The organism is Streptomyces sp. MK37H (assembly GCF_018035285.1).
Lineage (GTDB): Bacteria > Actinomycetota > Actinomycetes > Streptomycetales > Streptomycetaceae > Streptomyces > Streptomyces endocoffeicus.
This window is the reverse complement of sequence record NZ_JAAAYH010000016.1, coordinates 12110-30950: the sequence shown is the minus strand read 5'-3', so window position 1 is coordinate 30950 and position 18841 is coordinate 12110. Positions and strand designations below refer to the sequence as shown.

At 70.3% G+C, this 18841-nt stretch carries 15 protein-coding genes; 5 read left to right on the top strand and 10 right to left on the bottom strand.

Features of this window, described 5'->3' with window-relative positions:
* Positions 1–29: 29 nt before the first annotated feature.
* The gene (locus tag GWI24_RS04430) at positions 30–446 is read right to left on the bottom strand and encodes a hypothetical protein (protein ID WP_210944582.1); all 417 of its coding nucleotides are present in this window, start codon (positions 444–446) and stop codon (positions 30–32) included.
* A gap of 24 nt (positions 447–470) precedes the next feature.
* Positions 471–1421, bottom strand: a complete 951-nt coding sequence (locus tag GWI24_RS04425; protein WP_210944581.1) for a heme o synthase — start codon at positions 1419–1421, stop codon at positions 471–473.
* 383 nt (positions 1422–1804) lie between these two features.
* Between GWI24_RS04425 and tkt the strand changes: the two genes are divergently transcribed.
* Genes tkt through pgl form a run of 5 tightly spaced genes read left to right on the top strand, consistent with a single transcriptional unit; the run spans position 1805 to position 8501 of the window.
* Positions 1805–3883: a transketolase gene (tkt, locus tag GWI24_RS04420; RefSeq protein WP_210944580.1), complete on the top strand. Its 2079-nt coding sequence runs from the start codon at positions 1805–1807 to the stop codon at positions 3881–3883.
* Between the two features lie 44 nt (positions 3884–3927).
* On the top strand, positions 3928–5046 hold the full coding sequence (tal, locus tag GWI24_RS04415; protein ID WP_210944579.1) for a transaldolase: 1119 nt from the start codon (positions 3928–3930) through the stop codon (positions 5044–5046).
* 4 nt (positions 5047–5050) lie between these two features.
* Positions 5051–6574 (top strand): glucose-6-phosphate dehydrogenase, encoded by a 1524-nt coding sequence (zwf, locus tag GWI24_RS04410; protein ID WP_210944578.1) that lies wholly within the window; start codon positions 5051–5053, stop codon positions 6572–6574.
* Positions 6571–7722, top strand: coding sequence for a glucose-6-phosphate dehydrogenase assembly protein OpcA (gene opcA, locus GWI24_RS04405; RefSeq protein ID WP_210944577.1), 1152 nt, complete (start codon positions 6571–6573; stop codon positions 7720–7722). The genes zwf and opcA overlap by 4 nt, the downstream gene beginning before the upstream one ends.
* Entirely contained in the window at positions 7719–8501 is a 783-nt protein-coding gene (pgl, locus tag GWI24_RS04400; protein ID WP_198276421.1) for a 6-phosphogluconolactonase, read from the top strand. Before opcA ends, pgl begins: the two co-directional genes overlap by 4 nt.
* A 75-nt stretch (positions 8502–8576) precedes the next feature.
* Here the strand turns inward: pgl and pgi are convergent, their stop codons facing one another.
* From pgi to GWI24_RS04360, 8 genes are all read right to left on the bottom strand, one after another.
* The gene (gene pgi, locus GWI24_RS04395; protein WP_210944601.1) at positions 8577–10229 is read right to left on the bottom strand and encodes a glucose-6-phosphate isomerase; all 1653 of its coding nucleotides are present in this window, start codon (positions 10227–10229) and stop codon (positions 8577–8579) included.
* Positions 10230–10280: 51 nt separating this feature from the next.
* Complete coding sequence (locus GWI24_RS04390) at positions 10281–11519, bottom strand: MFS transporter (protein ID WP_210944576.1); 1239 nt, start codon at positions 11517–11519, stop codon at positions 10281–10283.
* Positions 11520–11677: 158 nt separating this feature from the next.
* A complete protein-coding gene (locus GWI24_RS04385; protein WP_009718803.1) occupies positions 11678–12013 on the bottom strand; it encodes an RNA polymerase-binding protein RbpA in 336 nt (111 codons plus the stop codon).
* 219 nt (positions 12014–12232) lie between these two features.
* Positions 12233–12460, bottom strand: a complete 228-nt coding sequence (gene secG, locus GWI24_RS04380; RefSeq protein ID WP_014059875.1) for a preprotein translocase subunit SecG — start codon at positions 12458–12460, stop codon at positions 12233–12235.
* 113 nt (positions 12461–12573) lie between these two features.
* Complete coding sequence (tpiA, locus tag GWI24_RS04375; RefSeq protein WP_210944575.1) at positions 12574–13350, bottom strand: triose-phosphate isomerase; 777 nt, start codon at positions 13348–13350, stop codon at positions 12574–12576.
* A gap of 5 nt (positions 13351–13355) precedes the next feature.
* The gene (pgk, locus tag GWI24_RS04370) at positions 13356–14558 is read right to left on the bottom strand and encodes a phosphoglycerate kinase (protein ID WP_210944574.1); all 1203 of its coding nucleotides are present in this window, start codon (positions 14556–14558) and stop codon (positions 13356–13358) included.
* Positions 14559–14641: 83 nt separating this feature from the next.
* Positions 14642–15646: a type I glyceraldehyde-3-phosphate dehydrogenase gene (gap, locus tag GWI24_RS04365; protein WP_198267364.1), complete on the bottom strand. Its 1005-nt coding sequence runs from the start codon at positions 15644–15646 to the stop codon at positions 14642–14644.
* A 176-nt stretch (positions 15647–15822) separates the two neighbouring features.
* Entirely contained in the window at positions 15823–18771 is a 2949-nt protein-coding gene (locus GWI24_RS04360; protein ID WP_247615867.1) for a M14 family metallopeptidase, read from the bottom strand.
* Positions 18772–18841 lie beyond the last annotated feature (70 nt).

Sequence of the window (18841 nt, the reverse complement as noted above, 5' to 3'; positions counted from 1 at the left end):
AGGTGTCGCCGGACCCGTTCTCAGGCGTTCTACGAGGCGGCTGCCGGAGGGTTGCCGGGTCCGCCGAGCTGGATGCCCGCCATGCGCGTCCACTCGTACGGACCGGTGCGGACCTTGGCGGCGAGCTCACCGTCGAAGTCCTCCCTGAGGGTCAGCCCGGCGATCTCCGCGGCGCGCCGCGCGCTGTCCCGGGAGGGGGCCACGAGGACGCCCCATTCGCCGTCGGCACCGACGAGGGCGATCCGGACGGCGCCGCGCCCGATGTGCGCGATCTGCCCCTCGGCGCCGCCGTGGCTCCCGGCGAAGGCCGTGATCTGGCGGGCGAGCCGCTCGGCCCGCTTCTCGTCCTTGGACGGCTTGGGCGGCTTGGCCGGTGCTTCCGGCGCGGAGGGCTGGGCGGCCGACTCGCCGCTCTCGGGTGTCTCCGGCTGGGTGGTGTCTGCCATACAGGCGATGCTACCCGCCGGTAATCACCGCAGGAAAGGGTCCACGGCCACGGCGACGAACAGCAGCGACACATAGGTGATCGACCAGTGGAACAGCCGCATCTCCTTGAGCTTCGCGCCCGTGATCCCGGCCCTGGCGCGCGCCTGGAGACCGTGCGCCTCCTTGAGCCAGAACCCGCCGAGCACAGCCGCGACGGCCGGGTAGAACCAGCCGGTGTAGCCCAGCGGCCACAGCAGCAGCGAGACGCCGACCATGGCCCAGCTGTAGAGGACGATCTGGCGCGCGACCGCCTTGTTGCCCGCGATCACCGGCAGCATCGGCACGCTGGCCCGCTCGTAGTCGTCCTTGACCTTCATCGACAGCGGCCAGTAGTGCGGCGGCGTCCAGAAGAAGATGACGAGGAAGAGGATGACGGCGGCCCAGGAGACCTCGTTGGTCACCGAGGACCAGCCGATGAGAACGGGCATACAGCCGGCGATGCCGCCCCAGACGATGTTCTGCGAGGTACGGCGCTTGAGCCACATCGTGTAGACGACGACGTAGAAGGCCAGCGCACCGAGCGATAGCATCGCGGACAGCGGGTTGACCAGCGCCCAGAACCAGGCCGTCGACCCCGCCGCGAGCGCGAAGGCGAAGACGAGGCATTCGCGCGGCGAGACCATGCCGGTCACGAGCGGGCGCTGCGCGGTCCGCTCCATGAGCGCGTCGATGTCCCGGTCGTAATACATGTTGAACGCGGCGGCGCCGCCGGCCGACAGATAGCCGCCGACGCAGGTGGCGACCACCAGCCACAGGTCCGGGACGCCCTGGGCGGCCAGGAACATGACCGGCACCGTCGTCATCAGCAGCAGTTCGATGACGCGCGGCTTCGTCAGCGCCACGAACGCCTTGACACGGGCCCCGAACGGCCGGTGACCGGAGCTCGTTTCGCTCGTCTCGAGCACCCCCGCAGGACGGGATTCGACGGCCGTCACGCACACCCCTGGTGGAAGCAAGAACAAGCAAGCACCGGACATGAAGAGCCGGTAAAGACTTGCGCGTACCACGCCACTCTAGACGTAGCGGATGCGCCGCCCGCCGCCGGGGTCCCTCGTGTTGTAGGGGCACGGCAAGGCGCCCGTGAGGCGGCCACGCCCGGGGGCAGGAGGGCCCCCGCGGGGCCCTGAACGCCGCCTTCCGTAGGGCTCGGGACGCCCTTCGGACGGGCCCCGAGGGAATGCGGCAACCTCGGAATTCGTTCCCTATCCCGTTGAGTGGAACTCGAAAAGATGACCGTTGTTCCAGGGGTAGGCTCGACATCGCCGGTGTACATACGGTCACCGGATTTCGACATTGTGGAGAGGAGCCCTGACTCAGGGTGAGCACCAAGCCGACTACCACAGACCTCGAGTGGACCGATCTGGACCAGCGAGCCGTCGACACGGCCCGGGTCCTGGCCATGGACTCCGTACAGAAGGTCGGTAACGGCCACCCTGGCACGGCCATGAGCCTCGCGCCCGCCGCGTACCTGCTCTTCCAGAAGCTCATGCGGCACGACCCCTCCGACGCGGGCTGGGCGGGCCGGGACCGCTTCGTCCTCTCCCCCGGGCACACCAGCCTGACCCTCTACGTCCAGCTGTACCTGGCGGGCTTCGGTCTTGAGCTCGACGATCTGCGGTCGTTCCGCACCTGGGGCAGCAAGACCCCGGGCCACCCCGAGTTCGGCCACACCACCGGTGTCGAGACCACCACCGGCCCGCTGGGCCAGGGCATCGCCAACGCGGTGGGCATGGCGATGGCCGCCCGCTACGAGCGTGGCCTGTTCGACCCGGAGGCGCCCGAGGGCGCCTCTCCGTTCGACCACACCATCTGGGCGATCGTCTCCGACGGCGACCTGGAGGAGGGCATCTCCGCCGAGGCGTCCTCGCTGGCCGGCCACCAGAAGCTGGGCAACATCGTCGCCCTGTACGACGACAACCACATCTCGATCGAGGGCGACACCGCGACCGCGCTCTCCGAGGACGTGCTGAAGCGCTACGAGGCGTACGGCTGGCACGTCCAGCGCATCGAGCAGGCCGAGAGCGGCGACTTCGACATCCACGCGCTGCACGCGGCGCTCAAGGCGGCGCAGGCCGAGACCGAGCGCCCCTCGATCATCGCGGCCCGCACGATCATCGCCTGGCCCGCCCCGAACGCGCAGAACACCGAGGCGTCCCACGGCTCGGCGCTCGGCGCCGACGAGGTCGCCGCCACCAAGCGCGTCCTCGGCTTCGACCCCGAGCAGCACTTCGCGGTCGACACGGACGTCATCAACCACACCCGCGCCCTGGTCGAGCGCGGCCGCGAGGCCCACGCCGCCTGGGACAAGAAGCTCCAGGAGTGGCGGAACGCCAACTCCGAGCGGGCCGCCCTGTTCGACCGGATCACCGCGGGCGAGCTGCCCGAGGGCTGGGAGAGCGCGCTGCCGGTCTTCGAGCCGGGCAAGGACGTCGCCACCCGTAAGGCGTCCGGCCAGGTGCTCAAGGCGCTCGGCGGGGTGCTCCCCGAGCTGTGGGGCGGCTCCGCCGACCTCGCGGGCTCCAACAACACCACGATCGACGCGTCCTCGTCCTTCCTCCCGAAGGGCAACCCGCTGCCGGAGGCCGACCCGTACGGCCGCACCATCCACTTCGGCATCCGCGAGCACGCCATGGGCTCGACCATGAACGGCATCGCGCTGCACGGCAACACCCGTGTCTACGGCGGTACCTTCCTGGTCTTCTCCGACTACATGCGCCCGGCCGTCCGGCTCGCCGCGCTGATGAAGCTGCCGGTCACCTACGTGTGGACGCACGACTCCATCGGCCTCGGCGAGGACGGCCCGACCCACCAGCCGGTGGAGCACCTCTCCGCGCTGCGCGCCATCCCGGGCCTGAACGTGGTCCGCCCGGCCGACGCCAACGAGACGGCCATCGCGTGGCGGGAGATCACCCGCCGCCACACCGCGAACCCGGCTCCGCACGGCCTGGCGCTGACCCGGCAGAACGTGCCGACCTACGAGGCCGACGAGGACGCCGCCAAGGGCGGTTACGTCCTCTTCGAGGCCGAGGGCGGCGAGCCGCGGGTCATCCTCATCGGCACCGGTTCCGAGGTGCAGCTCGCCGTGGAGGCGCGCGAGCAGCTCCAGGCCGCCGGGATTCCCACCCGCGTTGTGTCGATGCCCTCGGTCGAGTGGTTCGAGGAGCAGGACAAGGGGTACCGGGAGACAGTGCTGCCGCCGTCCGTCAAGGCTCGCGTGGCCGTCGAGGCGGGTATCGGCCTGACCTGGTACCGCTTCGTCGGCGAGGCCGGCCGCATCGTCTCGCTGGAGCACTTCGGCGCCTCGGCCGACTACAAGGTGCTCTTCCGGGAGTTCGGCCTCACCGCCGAGGCCGTGGTCACCGCCGCCCGCGAGTCCCTCGACGCCGCCGGGCGCTGACCCCCACAGACGACGTAAGTGCGACGAGTAGGAGAACACACCCCATGACAGACGCACTCAAGCGGCTGGCCGACGAAGGCGTCGCGATCTGGCTCGACGACCTCTCCCGCAAGAGGATCACCTCCGGCAATCTGGCCGAGCTGATCGACCAGCAGCATGTCGTAGGCGTCACCACCAACCCGTCGATCTTCCAGAAGGCGATCTCCGGCGGCGACGGCTACCAGCAGCAGGTGGCCGACCTCGCGGTCCGCCGGGTCACCGTCGAGGAAGCCGTCCGCATGATCACCACGGCGGACGTCCGCGACGCGGCCGACATCCTCCGGCCGGTGTACGACGCGACGGGCGGCCAGGACGGCCGGGTCTCCATCGAGGTCGACCCGCGCCTGGCCCACAACACGGCCGCCACCATCGCCGAGGCCAAGCAGCTGGCCTGGCTGGTGGACCGGCCCAACACCTTCATCAAGATCCCGGCGACCGAGGCGGGGCTGCCCGCGATCACCGAGGTGATCGGCCTGGGCATCAGCGTCAATGTCACGCTGATCTTCTCCCTGGAGCGGTACCGCGCGGTCATGGACGCCTTCCTGGCCGGTCTGGAGAAGGCCAAGGCCGCGGGCCTTGACCTGCAGAAGATCCACTCGGTGGCGTCCTTCTTCGTCTCCCGCGTGGACACCGAGATCGACAAGCGCATCGACAAGATCGGCACCGATGAGGCCAAGGCGCTGCGCGGCAAGGCCGCCGTCGCCAACGCCCGCCTCGCGTACCAGGCCTATGAGGAGGTCTTCAGCTCCGACCGCTGGGCCGCCCTGGACCGGGCGAACGCCAACAAGCAGCGTCCGCTGTGGGCCTCGACCGGCGTCAAGGACCCGGCGTACAAGGACACCATGTACGTCGTGGACCTGGTCGCCCCCGGCACCGTCAACACCATGCCGGAGGCCACCCTGGAGGCAGTCGCCGACCACGGTGAGATCCGCGGTGACACCGTGCGCGGCACGTACGAGCAGGCCAAGGCCGACCTCGACGCGCTGGCCGGGATCGGGATCTCCTACGACGACGTCGTCCAGGTGCTGGAGGACGAGGGCGTCGAGAAGTTCGAGTCCTCGTGGAACGACCTGCTGAAGTCCACCGAGGCGGAGCTCAAGCGCCTCGCACCCTCGGAGGCGTGAAAACGTGAGCAGCAGCAATCCGCTGCGTGACCCACGGGACCGGCGGCTCCCGCGCATCGCGGGGCCGTCCGGCCTCGTGATCTTCGGCGTCACGGGCGACCTGTCCCGTAAGAAGCTGATGCCGGCCATCTACGACCTGGCCAACCGCGGGCTGCTGCCCCCGGGCTTCTCACTCGTCGGCTTCGCCCGCCGCGACTGGGAGAACGAGGACTTCGCCCAGGTCGTGCACGACGCGGTCAAGGAGCACGCGCGGACCCCGTTCCGCGAGGAGGTCTGGCAGCAGCTGGCCGAGGGGTTCCGCTTCGTCCCCGGCGTGTTCGACGACGACGAGGCGTTCGTCCAGCTGCGGGCGACCATAGAGGAGCTCGACAAGGCGCGCGGCACCGGCGGCAACTTCGCCTTCTATCTGTCGGTCCCGCCGAAGTTCTTCCCCACCGTCGTCCAGCAGCTCAAGAAGCACGGGCTGTCGCACGGGCAGGGCGACTCCTGGCGGCGCGCGGTCATCGAGAAGCCCTTCGGCCACGACCTGAAGAGCGCGCAGGAGCTCAACCAGGTCGTCCACGAGGTCTTCCGGCCCAGTGACGTCTTCCGGATCGACCACTACCTGGGCAAGGAGACGGTCCAGAACATCCTGGCGCTGCGCTTCGCCAACACGATGTTCGAGCCGATCTGGAACCGCTCGTACGTCGATCATGTACAGATCACCATGGCCGAGGACATCGGCATCGGCGGGCGCGCGGGCTACTACGACGGCATCGGCGCGGCCCGCGACGTCATCCAGAACCACCTGCTGCAGCTGCTCGCGCTGACCGCCATGGAGGAGCCCGCCTCCTTCGACGCGTCCTCCCTGGTCACCGAGAAGCTGAAGGCGCTCAGGGCGGTCAAGCTGCCCAAGGACCTGGGCAAGCACACGGTGCGCGCCCAGTACGCCCCCGGCTGGCAGGGCGGCGAGGAGGTGCGCGGCTACCTCGAGGAGGAGGGCATCGACCCCAACTCGAAGACCGACACCTACGCCGCGATCAAGCTGGAGATCGACAACCGCCGCTGGGCGGGTGTCCCCTTCTACCTGCGCACCGGCAAGCGGCTGGGGCGGCGGGTCACCGAGATCGCGGTGGTCTTCCAGCGCGCCCCGCACTCCCCCTTCGACGCCACCGACACCCAGGAGCTCGGGCAGAACGCCCTGGTCATCCGGGTGCAGCCGGACGAGGGCGTCACCATCCGGTTCGGCTCCAAGGTGCCCGGCACCTCCATGGAGATCCGGGACGTGACGATGGACTTCCAGTACGGCGAGTCCTTCACCGAGTCCAGCCCCGAGGCGTACGAGCGGCTGCTGCTCGACGTCCTGCTCGGCGAGGCGAACCTCTTCCCCCGCCATGAGGAGGTCGAGCAGTCCTGGCGGATCCTGGACCCGGTCGAGGATTACTGGGACAAGCACGGCAGGCCCGAGCAGTACACCTCCGGGACCTGGGGGCCGAAAGCCGCGGACGAGATGCTCGCACGAGACGGACGGAGCTGGCGGCGGCCATGAACATCGATCTCACGGACACCACGTCCAGCCGGATCAACTCCGCTCTGGTCCAGGCACGCCGGGCCACCGGCACCCCGGCCGTGGGCATGGTGCTCACCCTCGTCATCGTCACCGACGAGGGCAACCACTACGACGCGCTGCGGGCGGCGAGCGAGGCGTCCAAGGAGCACCCCTCGCGCACCCTGGTCGTCATCAAGCGGCCGGGCCGGTCGCCGCGCGACCGCAAGATGGCCCGGATGGACGCCGAGGTGCGGGTCGGCGGCGAGACCGGCACCGGCGAGACGGTGCTGCTGCGGCTGCACGGCGAACTCGCCAACCACGCCTACTCGGTGGTCCTGCCGCTGCTGCTGCCGGACGCCCCGGTGGTGGTGTGGTGGCCGGAGGACGCCCCGGAGCACCCCGCCGAGGATCTGCTCGGGCAGCTGGCCCAGCGCCGGATCACCGACGCCCAGGCCACCGAGGACCCGGTCGCGGCCCTCGGGCTGCGGGCCGCCACCTACACCCCGGGCGACACCGATCTGGCCTGGACCCGGATCACCCCGTGGCGCAGCGTCCTGGCCGCGGCCCTGGACCAGCGGCACTCCCCGATCACCTCCGCGGTCGTCGAGGGCGAGGCGTACAACCCGAGCAGCGAGCTGCTCGCGCTGTGGCTCGCCCAGCGGCTGGGGGTCCCGGTGGACCGGCAGGTCTCGGAGGGCCCCGGGCTGACCGCGGTGCGGCTGGAGACGGCCGACGGCGTGATCTGCCTGGACCGGGCGAACGGCTCGCTGGCCGAGCTGGCCATGCCGGGCCAGCCCGACCGGCATGTGGCGCTGCAGCGGCGTGAGATGTCGGAGCTGATCGCCGAGGAGCTGCGCCGGCTGGACCCCGACGAGATCTACGAGTCGTCGGTGAAGTTCGGCGTGAGCAAGCTGGGCAGGGGCGGCGTGGGGACGCTGGAGCGGGACGCCAAGGCCGCCCCGGCGACCCAGGTGGCGCCGCCCGGGGCGGACCTGCCGCCGCTGCCGACCCGGGACCCGGAGACGCCGTCGGAGCACGCTCCGGGCTCGCCGAAGAACCCGCCGCAGGCACCGGCACAGCCGCCGGTTCCCAAGCCCCACCCCCCGAAGTCCCAGGAGCAGAAGGCGGACGGGAAGGCGGACAAATGACCGCACCACAGGTGGTCGTCCACCGCGACAAGGAGCTGATGGCCCAGGCCGCGGCGGCACGGCTGATCACGAAGATCGTGGACGCCCAGGCCGCCCGTGGCTCGGCCTCTGTCGTCCTGACCGGCGGGCGCAACGGCAACGGCCTGCTGGCCGCGCTCGGCGCCTCCCCGGCGCGCGACGCGGTCGACTGGTCGCGGCTGGACCTGTGGTGGGGCGATGAGCGATTCCTGCCCGAGGGCCATGCGGACCGCAATGTCACGCAGGCCCGCGAGGCGCTGCTGGACGCGGTGGAGCTGGACCCGGCGCGGGTGCACGCGATGCCCGCGTCCGACGGGCCCCAAGGCGGCGATGTGGACGCGGCGGCCGAGGCGTACGCGGCCGAGCTGGCCCGGGCCGCGCGGCCGGAGAACCACGGCGCGGTGCCGTCGTTCGACGTGTTGCTGCTCGGCGTCGGCCCGGACACCCATGTGGCCTCGCTCTTCCCCGAGCTGCCCGCCGTCCGGGAGACCGAGCGGATGGTGGTCGGGGTGCGCGGCGCGCCCAAGCCGCCGCCGGTACGGATCTCGCTGACCCTGCCCGCGATCCGCGCGGCACGGGAGGTGTGGCTGCTGGCGGCCGGTGAGGACAAGGCGAAGGCGGTCACGATAGCGCTGTCGGGCGCCGGGGAGCTGCAGGCTCCGGCGGCGGGCGCGCGCGGCCGCCGCCGGACGCTGTGGCTGCTGGACCGGGCCGCGGCGGCGGGGCTACCGCGCGAACTGTACCCCCCGGCCTCGCCCTAACCCTCGTATCGCACAGAGACGATCCCCCGGGCGCTTCGAGCGCCCGGGGGATCGTTCATATGTGCGTTGAGGACCTCAGCGGCCGCGCAGCGAGCGGTAGGTGGCGACCAGATGCTCGGTCGAGGCGTCCAGACCGGGCACCTCGGCGCCCTCGGTCAGGGCGGGCTCGACGCGCTTGGCGAGCACCTTGCCCAGCTCCACTCCCCACTGGTCGAAGGAGTCGATGTTCCACACCGCGCCCTGGACGAAGACCTTGTGCTCATAGAGGGCGACCAGCTGGCCCAGCACCGACGGGGTCAGCTCGGAGGCGAGGATCGTGGTGGTGGGGCGGTTGCCCTCGAAGGTCTTGTGCGGCACCAGCTCCTCGGCCACCCCCTCGGCGGCGACCTCCTCGGCGGTCTTGCCGAAGGCCAGCGCCTGGCCCTGGGCGAAGAGGTTGGCCATCAGCAGGTCGTGGTGGGACTCCAGCCCGGGCGGCAGGTCCTTCACCGGCCGCGCGAAGCCGATCAGATCGGCCGGGACCAGCTTGGTGCCCTGGTGGAGCAGCTGGTAGTAGGCGTGCTGGCCATTGGTGCCGGGGGTGCCCCAGACGATGGGGCCGGTCTGCCAGCCGACGCGGTTGCCGTCCCGGTCCACGGACTTGCCGTTGGACTCCATGTCCAGCTGCTGCAGATAATCGGTGAACCGCGACAGATAGTGGCTGTACGGCAGGACGGCATGCGCCTGGGCGCCGTGGAAGTTGTCGTACCAGATGCCCAACAGGCCCATCAGCAGGGGGACGTTCTCCTCCGGCGGGGCGGTGGCGAAGTGCTCGTCGACCAGATGGAAGCCGGCCAGCATCTCGCGGAAGCAGTCCGGGCCGATGGCGACCATCAGGGAAAGGCCGATGGCCGAGTCGTAGGAATAGCGCCCGCCGACCCAGTCCCAGAACCCGAACATGTTGTCCGTGTCGATGCCGAACTCGGCGACCTTCTCGGCATTGGTCGACACCGCGACGAAGTGCTTGGCGACGGCCTCCTGACCGGCCCGGAGCCCGGTCAGCAACCAGTCGCGTGCGGAGACGGCGTTGGTGATGGTCTCGATGGTGGTGAACGTCTTGGAGGCGACGATGAACAGCGTCTCGGCCGGGTCCAGGTCGCGCACCGCCTCGTGCAGATCCGCACCGTCCACATTGGAGACGAACCGGAATGTCATCGAGCGGTCGGAATAGGCGCGCAGCGCCTCGTACGCCATCTTCGGGCCGAGATCGGAGCCGCCGATGCCGATGTTGACGACGTTCTTGATCCGCTTGCCGGTGTGGCCGGTCCAGTCGCCGGACCGGACGCGGTCGGCGAAGACGGCCATCTTGGCGAGCACGGCGTGCACTTCGCCGACGACATCCTCGCCGTTCAGCTTGATCTCCGCGGAGTGCGGTGCGCGCAGCGCGATATGCAGCACCGAGCGGTCCTCGGTGGTGTTGATCCGCTCGCCGCGGAACATGGCGTCCCGCAGCTCGGCCACCTTGGTGGCGCTCGCCAGCTCGCGCAGCAGCCGCAGGGTCTCGTCGGTCACCAGGTGCTTGGAGTAGTCGACGTGGAGATCGCCGACCTGAAGGGTGAGGCGGCGCCCGCGCTCCGGGTCGCCCGCGAACAGGTCGCGCAGATGAGCGTCGCCCAGCTCCTTGCGGTGTGCGGCCAGCGCGTGCCATTCCGGCAGCTGGTCCAGCCTGGTGCGGCCTTCCATGTTCATCTCGGACATCAGCCCACTTCTCGTCGGTACCTGGCCCCCGTGGCCACCAACCTAATTGATGACGGACCGCATTCCCGGAACGAGGGCCGCCACCCCGCAGACGAAGAGCGCGGCGGCCCCCAGCGCGGGGGTGTTCAGCCCCCATGCCTCGGCCATCACCCCGCCCAGCAGCGCGCCGAGCGGGGCGCCCGCGGTCGACAGGGTGCGGAAGGCGGAGCTCACCCGCCCGAGTGCCCCGTCGGGGCTGCGCTGCTGCATCATCGTCACCTCGGTGACGTTCCACACGATCCCCGCGAAACCGAAGAGGCCCATGGCGGCGACCGCGACCGGCAGGCTCCGTATCGCCCCCAGGGCGACCAGGGCGCCGATCTGCGCGGTGCCGCACACCACGAGGGCACGGACGCGCCCCAGCTTCTCGGTGAGCCGGGCGGCCACCAGTCCCCCGGCCACGCTGCCGATCCCGTAGACGGTGATGACGGCCGCGTACCCGGTGTTCCCGGCGTCCAGCCAGCCGGTGATGTGCAGCACCAGGGTGGCGATGAGCGCGCCGATGCCGATGTTGCACAGCGTGGTGGAGGCACACAGCGACCGCAGCGTGCGGTCCCGCCACAGCACGGCCAGGCCCTCGGCGATATCGCGCCGCAGCGACCCGCCCGGCGGGCGCGGGGCCCGCTCGGGGGGTGCCGCCCCCAGCGAGGCGACCAGCGCGGCGGCGGCGAGATAGGTGGCCGCGTCCGCCGCGTACGGCATCGCGGCGCCGAGGCCGAGCAGCACCGGCACCAGCGGGGCGCCCACGAACCGGCCCATGACCTCCTGCCCGGTCATCAGCCGGGCGTTGGCCCGGCCCAGCGCCTGCTGCCCCACCACGGACGGCAGCAGCGCCGTGGCCGCGTTGTCGAACAGGGTCTGCAGCGTGGTGAGGGCGAAGGCGAGGGCGAGCAGCAGCCCGATGGTGGCCCGGTCCAGCCACACCGCGACGGCGAACCCCGCCATCAGGACGGCCCGCACGCCGTCCACCGCCCACATCGCCCGCCGCTGGTCCACCCGGTCCGCGATCGCCCCGCCGATCAGCCCGAACAGCAGCCAGGGCAGAAAGCCGCAGGCGGTCACGAGCGAGACCAGCACCGGCGAATCGGTCAGCGAGACGGCCAGCAGCGGCAGCGCCGCACCCCGCAGCGCGTCCCCGAACCGGGAGACGACCGCGGCCGCCCACAGCCGGCCGAACCCCCCGCGCCACGCGGGCCCCGCCGGTTTCCCGGCACCCAGCTCACCGGTGTCCACCGCGGCCATGACGATCCCCCTCCGCCCCATGCGCCGGCCCCCACCCGGCGGGACGGCTCCCCCGGTGATCCAGCACCCCACGACCGTAGCCCGCACCACTGACAACGGCCCGGCCGCGCACCCCTCGCAGGAGGTGCCCGGCCGGGCCGTCGTACCGCGTTGTGTGTCTAGATCTCGCCCCGGAGCTTGGCGAGTGCCTCGGCGAGGATCGCCTCGCCGTCGGCGTCGCTGCGCCGCTCCCGTACGTACGCCAGATGCGTCTTGTACGGCTCGGTGCGCGGCGGGTCCGGCGGGTTGTCCCGGTCCTTGCCGGCCGGGAAGCCGCAGCGGGGGCAGTCCCACGTGTCAGGGATCTGCGCGTCGCTGGCGAAGCTCGGCACGGTCTCATGCCCGTTCGAGCACCAGAAGGAGATGCGCAGGCGCGGCGCCGATTCGCCTCGCTCGGCTTCTCCCATCGGCCCCGCCCCGACCCGACTTCCACGGATCGCGTTGCCACTTGCCACGGTCGTAACTCCCTGCGTGATGGTGCCGCGAAGCCTCGATTGGCAGCCTCGCCGCCCGGCGCCCCAGTCTACGTAAGGCCCAACGCGCGTCCAGTGAGAGGAGTTACACCCGTCACCGAGGACGCCATGCCATCATAGGCCGCATATGGGCCCCGCTGACGACGGTACGTCAGTTATCGGGCGTCAGCCGGGCCCCGGACGGGCCCCGCCGGCGGACCCTCAGTCGAGCTTCATCAGCAGCCCGAGCACGACGATGCAGACGAACCACAGCAGCCCGACCACCACGGTGATGCGGTCCAGGTTGCGCTCGGCGACCGAGGAGCCGCCCACCGAGGACTGCATGCCGCCACCGAACATGTCGGACAGGCCGCCGCCTTTCCCCTTGTGCATGAGCACCAACATCATCAACAGCAGGCTGAAGATGATGAGGGCGATCGAGAACCCCATGATCACGGCTGGACCAACCTTCTCGGGCTTGTACGGACGTCGGGGGCCGGACGGTGCGATTTCCACCGCCTCGACCCCCGACAGGGTACGACGACGCGCGCGCTACGGCCTACTCACTGGTCGCGGAAACGAACGATCTTGACGAATTCGTCCGCGTCCAGCGACGCGCCGCCGATCAGCGCGCCGTCCACATCCGGCTTGGCCATGATCGCGGCGACGTTCCCGGACTTCACCGAGCCGCCGTACTGGATCCTGACCTTGTCGGCGACCTCCTGGCCGTAGAGCTCGGCGAGCCGGCCGCGGATGGCCCCGCAGACCTCCTGGGCGTCCTCGGGGGTCGCGACCTCGCCGGTGCCGATCGCCCAGACCGGCTCGTAGGCGATCACGATGGTCTCGGCCTGCTCGGCCGGGACGTCCTTCAGGCCGCCGTCCACCTGGGCGAGGGTGTGCGCGACCTGGTTGCCCGCCTTACGGACGTCGAGGCCCTCACCGACGCACAGGATCGGGGTGAGGTCGTTACGGAAGGCCGCCTTGACCTTGGCGTTGCACAGCTCGTCGGTCTCGTTGTGGTACTGGCGCCGCTCCGAGTGCCCGACGACGGCGTAGGCGCACCTGAGCTTGGCCAGCATCGGGCCGGAGATCTCGCCGGTGTAGGCGCCGGAGTCATGCGCCGAGATGTCCTGGGCACCGTACTTGATCTTCAGCTTGTCGCCGTCGACCAGGGTCTGCACCGACCGCAGATCGGTGAAGGGCGGCAGCACCGCGACCTCCACGGCCTCGTAGTCCTTGTCGGCGAGCCCGAAGGCGAGCTTCTGGACGTGGGCGATGGCCTCGAGGTGGTTGAGGTTCATCTTCCAGTTGCCCGCCATCAGCGGAATACGGTCACTCACGGTGTTCAGTCCTCCAGTGCGGCGAGGCCGGGGAGCGTCTTGCCCTCGAGGTATTCGAGGCTCGCTCCACCGCCGGTCGAGATGTGGCCGAAAGCGTTCTCGTCGAAGCCCAGGATGCGTACGGCCGCGGCGGAGTCGCCGCCGCCGACCACGGTGAAGGCCGGGCTGTCCACGAGCGCCTGGGCCACGGCCCGGGTGCCCTCGGCGTAGTCGGGGTGCTCGAAGACGCCCATGGGGCCGTTCCAGAAGACGGTGGCCGCGTCGGCCAGCTTCGAGGCGTAGAGCTTGCGGGTCTCCGGGCCGATGTCCAGGCCCTGGAGGTCGGCCGGGATCGCGTCCGCGGCGACGAGCCGCGGGTTCGCGGGGGCCTTGGTCTTCAGGTCCGGGAATTCGGGCGCGGCCGTGACATCGACCGGGAGCACGAACTCCACACCGCGCTCCTTGGCCCGGCGCAGATAGTCCTGGACCGCCGGGACCTGGTCCTCCTGCAGCAGCGAGCCGCCGACCTCGTGGCCCTGGGCCTTGAGGAAGGTGTAGGCCATGCCGCCGCCGATCAGGATGCGGTCGGCCTTCTCCAGGAGGTGGTCGATCACACCGAGCTTGTCGGAGACCTTGGCGCCGCCGAGGACCACCGCGTAGGGCCGCTTGACGTCCTCGGTGAGCTTCTTCAGGACGGTGAGCTCGGCGGCGATCAGGTCGCCCGCGGCGTGCGGCAGCCGCGCCGGGAGGTCGTACACGGAGGCGTGCTTGCGGTGGACCGCGCCGAAGCCGTCGCCCACGTACAGGTCGGCCAGGGCGGCGAGCCGGTCGGCGAAGGCGCCGCGCTCGGTGTCGTCCTTACTGGTCTCACCGGCGTTGAAGCGCAGGTTCTCCAGCAGGGCGATCTCGCCGTCGCCGAGCCCCGCCACGGTGGCCTGGGCGCTCTCGTCCACGGTGTCGGTCGCGAAGGCGACCTGCTTGCCGAGGAGTTCACCGAGCCGCCGGGCGACCGGGGCGAGCGAGTACTGGGGGTCCGGGGCGCCCTTGGGGCGGCCCAGATGCGAGGCGACGATCACCTTGGCGCCCCGGTCCAGGAGCTTGGTGATCGTCGGGACGGCGGCGCGGATCCGGCCGTCGTCGGTGATCGTCTCGCCGTCGAGCGGGACGTTCAGATCGGCGCGGACGAAGACCCGCTGCCCGGCGACCTGAAGATCGTCAATCGTCTTCACAGGGATGACTCCTTGATCATGGATCGGGGCCCGTTACGACGGCGTCGTAGCGGGCCCCGTTTCCTAGCTCATCGGGACAGCGGTCAGAGCCGGCCGCCGACGAAGACGGTCAGGTCGACGAGGCGGTTGGAGTAGCCCCACTCGTTGTCGTACCAGCCGACGACCTTGACCTGCTTGCCCTGGACCATGGTCAGGGAGGAGTCGAAGGTGCAGGACGCGGGCCAGTTGACGATGTCCGAGGAGACGATCGGGTCCTCGGTGTACTCGAGAATGCCCTTGAGCTGACCCTCGGCGGCCTTCTGGAAGGCGGTGTTGATCTCGTCCTTGGTGACCTCGCGGTCGAGCTCCAGGACGAGGTCGGTGACCGAGCCGGTCGGGACCGGGACGCGCATCGCGATGCCGTCCAGCTTGCCCTTGAGCTGCGGGAGGACCAGCGCGGTGGCCTTGGCGGCACCGGTGGAGGTCGGGATGATGTTCTCGGCCGCCGCGCGGGCGCGACGCAGGTCCTTGTGCGGGAAGTCCAGGATGCGCTGGTCGTTGGTGTACGCGTGGACCGTCGTCATCATGCCCTTGACGATGCCGAAGTTCTCGTCGAGGACCTTGGCCATCGGCGCCACACAGTTGGTGGTGCAGGAGGCGTTGGAGATGACGTGGTGGTTCGCCGGGTCGTACTTGTCCTGGTTGACGCCCATCACGATGGTGATGTCCTCGTTCTTGGCGGGCGCGGAGATCAGGACCTTCTTGGCGCCGGCGGCGAGGTGCTTGGCGGCGTCCTCGCGCTTGGTGAAGATGCCGGTGGACTCCACCACGATGTCGGCGCCGAGCTCGCCCCACGGAAGGGCGGCCGGGTCGCGCTCGGCCATCGTCTTGAAGGTCTGGTTGCCCACCGTGATGGTGTCCTCGGTGTGGCTGACCTCGTGCTTCAGCCGGCCGAGGATGGAGTCGTACTTGAGCAGGTGGACCAGGGTGGCGTTGTCGGTCAGGTCGTTGACACCGACGATCTCGATGTCCGCGCCCTGCTCAAGGAGCGCGCGGAAGTAGTTGCGACCGATGCGGCCGAAGCCATTGATGCCTACGCGGATCGTCACGAACCGATCTCCTCGTTGGTGTGCCGGTCTGGACGCCGGCGAACGTGTAATGGGATGTCCCCGACCGCCTCCGACCCTACCGCTATCACGGGACGTACGTGACATTGGCATCGGCGGCCCATGACCACCGGAAAGTGGTACGGACCGCCGATTCAGTCACGATGTGTCACGTGCTGTCAACGACGCAGCGCACGTAGCGCGTCGCCCACCAGCCGGGCCCTCTGGGCGGCGTCGGGGACGTGCTCCAGGCCGAATCCCAGCAGCACGGTGTCCCGCGTGGTGACGCCCGCGACGGTGTGGAAGAGCTCCTGGGAGCGGGACCAGTCCCCGGCGTTCGCCGGGCTGCCCTCCGGCGCCCCCGGCACGGTCCACGGACCGAGCGCGGTCTCGAAGCCCTCGGAGTCCTTGGCGGTGCCGCCGACGGTGAGCTCGGTGCCGTCCACGAAGGCGCCCCGGCCGCCGGTGCCCGGGTCCGTGACGTACGAGAGCGCCAGCTCGACCTTCTTGCCCGCGTAGCCGCTCAGGTCCAGCGAGACCGGCCGCCACCCCTCGGAGGAGCCCGTCAGGCTGTTCCAGGAGCCCGTGCTGCCCTTCGCGGTGCAGCCGTCGTCGCCGGGGGTCAGGTAGTGCTTGAGGAACGGGTGCAGATTGAGCAGGAAGCCCGCCTCGCACTCGGCGGGCACCTTGGTGGAGGAACCGCCGTTGGCGTCGGGGAGGGTGGTCCAGTCGTCCTGGCCCGCGGTGCGCGCCTCGATGATCACATGGTCGTAGCCGGGCTCGGTGTCGTAGCTGAGCCGGAAGTCCAGGGCCGGTTTGTCGGCGGCGGACACACCGCTGAGGTCCACCGTGCGGGACAGCCGCATCCAGGAGTTGTCACGGTGGCCCGCGGCAGCCATCCAGTCGCCCTCATAAGGCTGGTACGGGGTGCGCGTGTTCGGGTACTCCCCCGCGCCCGCGCTGCGGAACTGGGGGAAGTCCTTGGGCGGCAGCACATCGGAGGTGACGGTGTAGGCGCCCGCCGCGTCCAGGGGGTTGCCGGGGGCGTCGCCGAGGTTCGCGCCGGTGCCCGCGAGCGCGCCGGCACCCTGGAAGGCGGTGGGCGACTTCAGGGTGAGCCGGCTGTCGGCGCCCAGATAATACTGGCTGAAGTCGTCGGTGTCGGCCGGTCCCACCTCGGAGCTGCCACCCGCCCGTTCACCGGTGGTGATCAGCTTGCCGCCCTCGTTGAGGAAGTCGCGCACCGCGAGCAGGGTCGGGCCGCCGGGCCGCTCGGCGCCGGTGTACCAGAGCACCGTCTTGAAATGGCTCAGCACTCCGAGCGCGGACGGCGCCCCCTGGGTGGCCACGTCCCAGACGGCCGCCTTACGGCCGTTGTCGGCCAGCGCCCGGGTGTACGCGGCGGTGTGCCGGGCCGGGGAGGTGCCGCCCTCCTCGGCGATCACCAGCGTGTCGGCGCGGGGCCGCTTCGCCACGGTGTAGGTGAACGGCTCACTGGCGGTCCGCTTGCCGTTCTTCGTACGGCCGGTGAACCAGACCTTGACCTTCTGCCCGGGGTCCGCGCCCTTGACGGCGGCGCGGTACTGGTCGAAGCGGATGTTGTCCTCGCCGCCGTAGGTCTCACCGCCCCGCCACGCCTTCAGCGGGGCGGTGTGGGTACGGCCGCCGTCCACGCGGTAGTCGAGCTTCTTGTCACGAACGCTCTTGCGGACGGTCACCGAGACATCCTGATCGCCGCCGCGCGCGTACGACGTGGTGAAGGAGTCCGGGGTGAAGTCCCGCGCGGTCATACCGACCGACGACGAGGGCCGGTCGGGGTGTTCGGCGGTCTCGGCGACGGAGAGCGCGAAGGGGATGTTCTTGGTGAACTCCTGAGCGATCAGCTTCTCGTCGTCCGGGAAGGTGAAGACGGACGCGCAGTCGCGCGGCTGCCAGGCGTCGTTGGGGTCGACGTTGGAGGCGGTCTGACACGTCGACATCTCCGGGGTGAACATCATCATCCCGTTGACGTTCGCCGCGTGGCCGTCGGCCTCACCGTTGGTGGTGTACAGCTCGGAGGAGACCTGCGGGTGGTAGCCGGGGATCGCGGAGTGCTCCGGGGTGCCGGCGAGAGACTTGTAGAGGACGTCGTCGGGGGTCGGGGTGGCGACCTGCCAGCCGACGCCGTAGAGCAGCAGTTCGGCGGCCGAGTGGTAGTTGATGCCGTAGGCGAAGCCGATGCGCTTCTCGAAGGCGTCCAGCGCCTTGGTCTCGGGCTCGGAGGCGGGGGCCGGGCCCCGGTAGGTCTCATCGGCCGGGTCGGCGGACGAACCCTCGTTGTCGTAGCCCCACTTGTAGCGGAAGTTGCGGTTGAGGTCGACGCCGTCGCCCGAGGTGATCTTGCCGTCGCCGTTGTTGTCGCGCAGGTTCTTGCGCCACTGCCGGTTGGCCGGGCTCTGATGCGTGTAGTCGTAGCCGTCCGGGTTGGCGGACAGCACGAACCACAGCTCCGTACGGTCCACGATCCTGGTGACGCGGTCGTCCTTGCCGTAGTTGTCGAGGTAGTAGTGCATCAGCCGGCGGGTCATCTCCGGCGTGATCCACTCACGGGCGTGCTGGTTGGACATGTACAGCACCGACGGCTTGCTGCCGTCGCGGGTCTTCGCGGCGCCCTTGCTCAGCTTGAGGGCGAGGATGTCCTTGCCCTGACCGGTCTTGCCGATGCTGACGACCTTGGTGAGACCGGGATGCGCCCGGCCGGTCTCGACGATCTCCTGCTTCAGCCCGCCCTCGCCGCTGTAGGGGCGGAAGACTCCGTCGCCCGCGGCCTTCAGTCGGTCGCGGCTCTGCGCGGAGACCTTCTTCTCCGTGAGCCGCACGCCCTTGCCGCGCAGCTCGGCGGCCTGCTGGGCGGTGAGGTAGAGCTCGACCGGCCCGGTGCCCTTCTCGGGCACCCGCCGCCCCAGCTCGGTGCCGTCCGCTCCGGCGCGGAGCAGCAGCGGAATCTGATCCTTCGTGACCTGGGCGGTCCATACGGACAACCCGTCGCCGACGGAGTCCGCCGACTGTTGTGCGGTGGCCGCGGGTGCCGCGGCCAGTCCCCCCAGGAGCAGCGCGGCAAGTGCCACCACCGCGCCGCTCGATCTCATCGTGCGTCTGAATCTCACCGTGCGTCTGAGCTTCATGAGCCCCCCTGGCTGTCGTGTGAAGACACGCGAG

Bases quoted from the DNA above. Each gene is read 5' to 3' on its own strand.
- pgi (WP_210944601.1), bottom strand. From the start codon at position 10,229: ATGAACATGGAAGGCCGCACCAGGCTGGACCAGCTGCCGGAATGGCAC.
- GWI24_RS04390 (WP_210944576.1), bottom strand. From the start codon at position 11,519: ATGGCCGCGGTGGACACCGGTGAGCTGGGTGCCGGGAAACCGGCGGGG.
- pgl (WP_198276421.1), top strand. From the start codon at position 7,719: ATGACCGCACCACAGGTGGTCGTCCACCGCGACAAGGAGCTGATGGCC.
- GWI24_RS04360 (WP_247615867.1), bottom strand. From the start codon at position 18,771: ATGAGATCGAGCGGCGCGGTGGTGGCACTTGCCGCGCTGCTCCTGGGG.
- GWI24_RS04430 (WP_210944582.1), bottom strand. From the start codon at position 446: ATGGCAGACACCACCCAGCCGGAGACACCCGAGAGCGGCGAGTCGGCC.
- opcA (WP_210944577.1), top strand. From the start codon at position 6,571: ATGAACATCGATCTCACGGACACCACGTCCAGCCGGATCAACTCCGCT.
- tal (WP_210944579.1), top strand. From the start codon at position 3,928: ATGACAGACGCACTCAAGCGGCTGGCCGACGAAGGCGTCGCGATCTGG.
- secG (WP_014059875.1), bottom strand. From the start codon at position 12,460: ATGGGGTTCTCGATCGCCCTCATCATCTTCAGCCTGCTGTTGATGATG.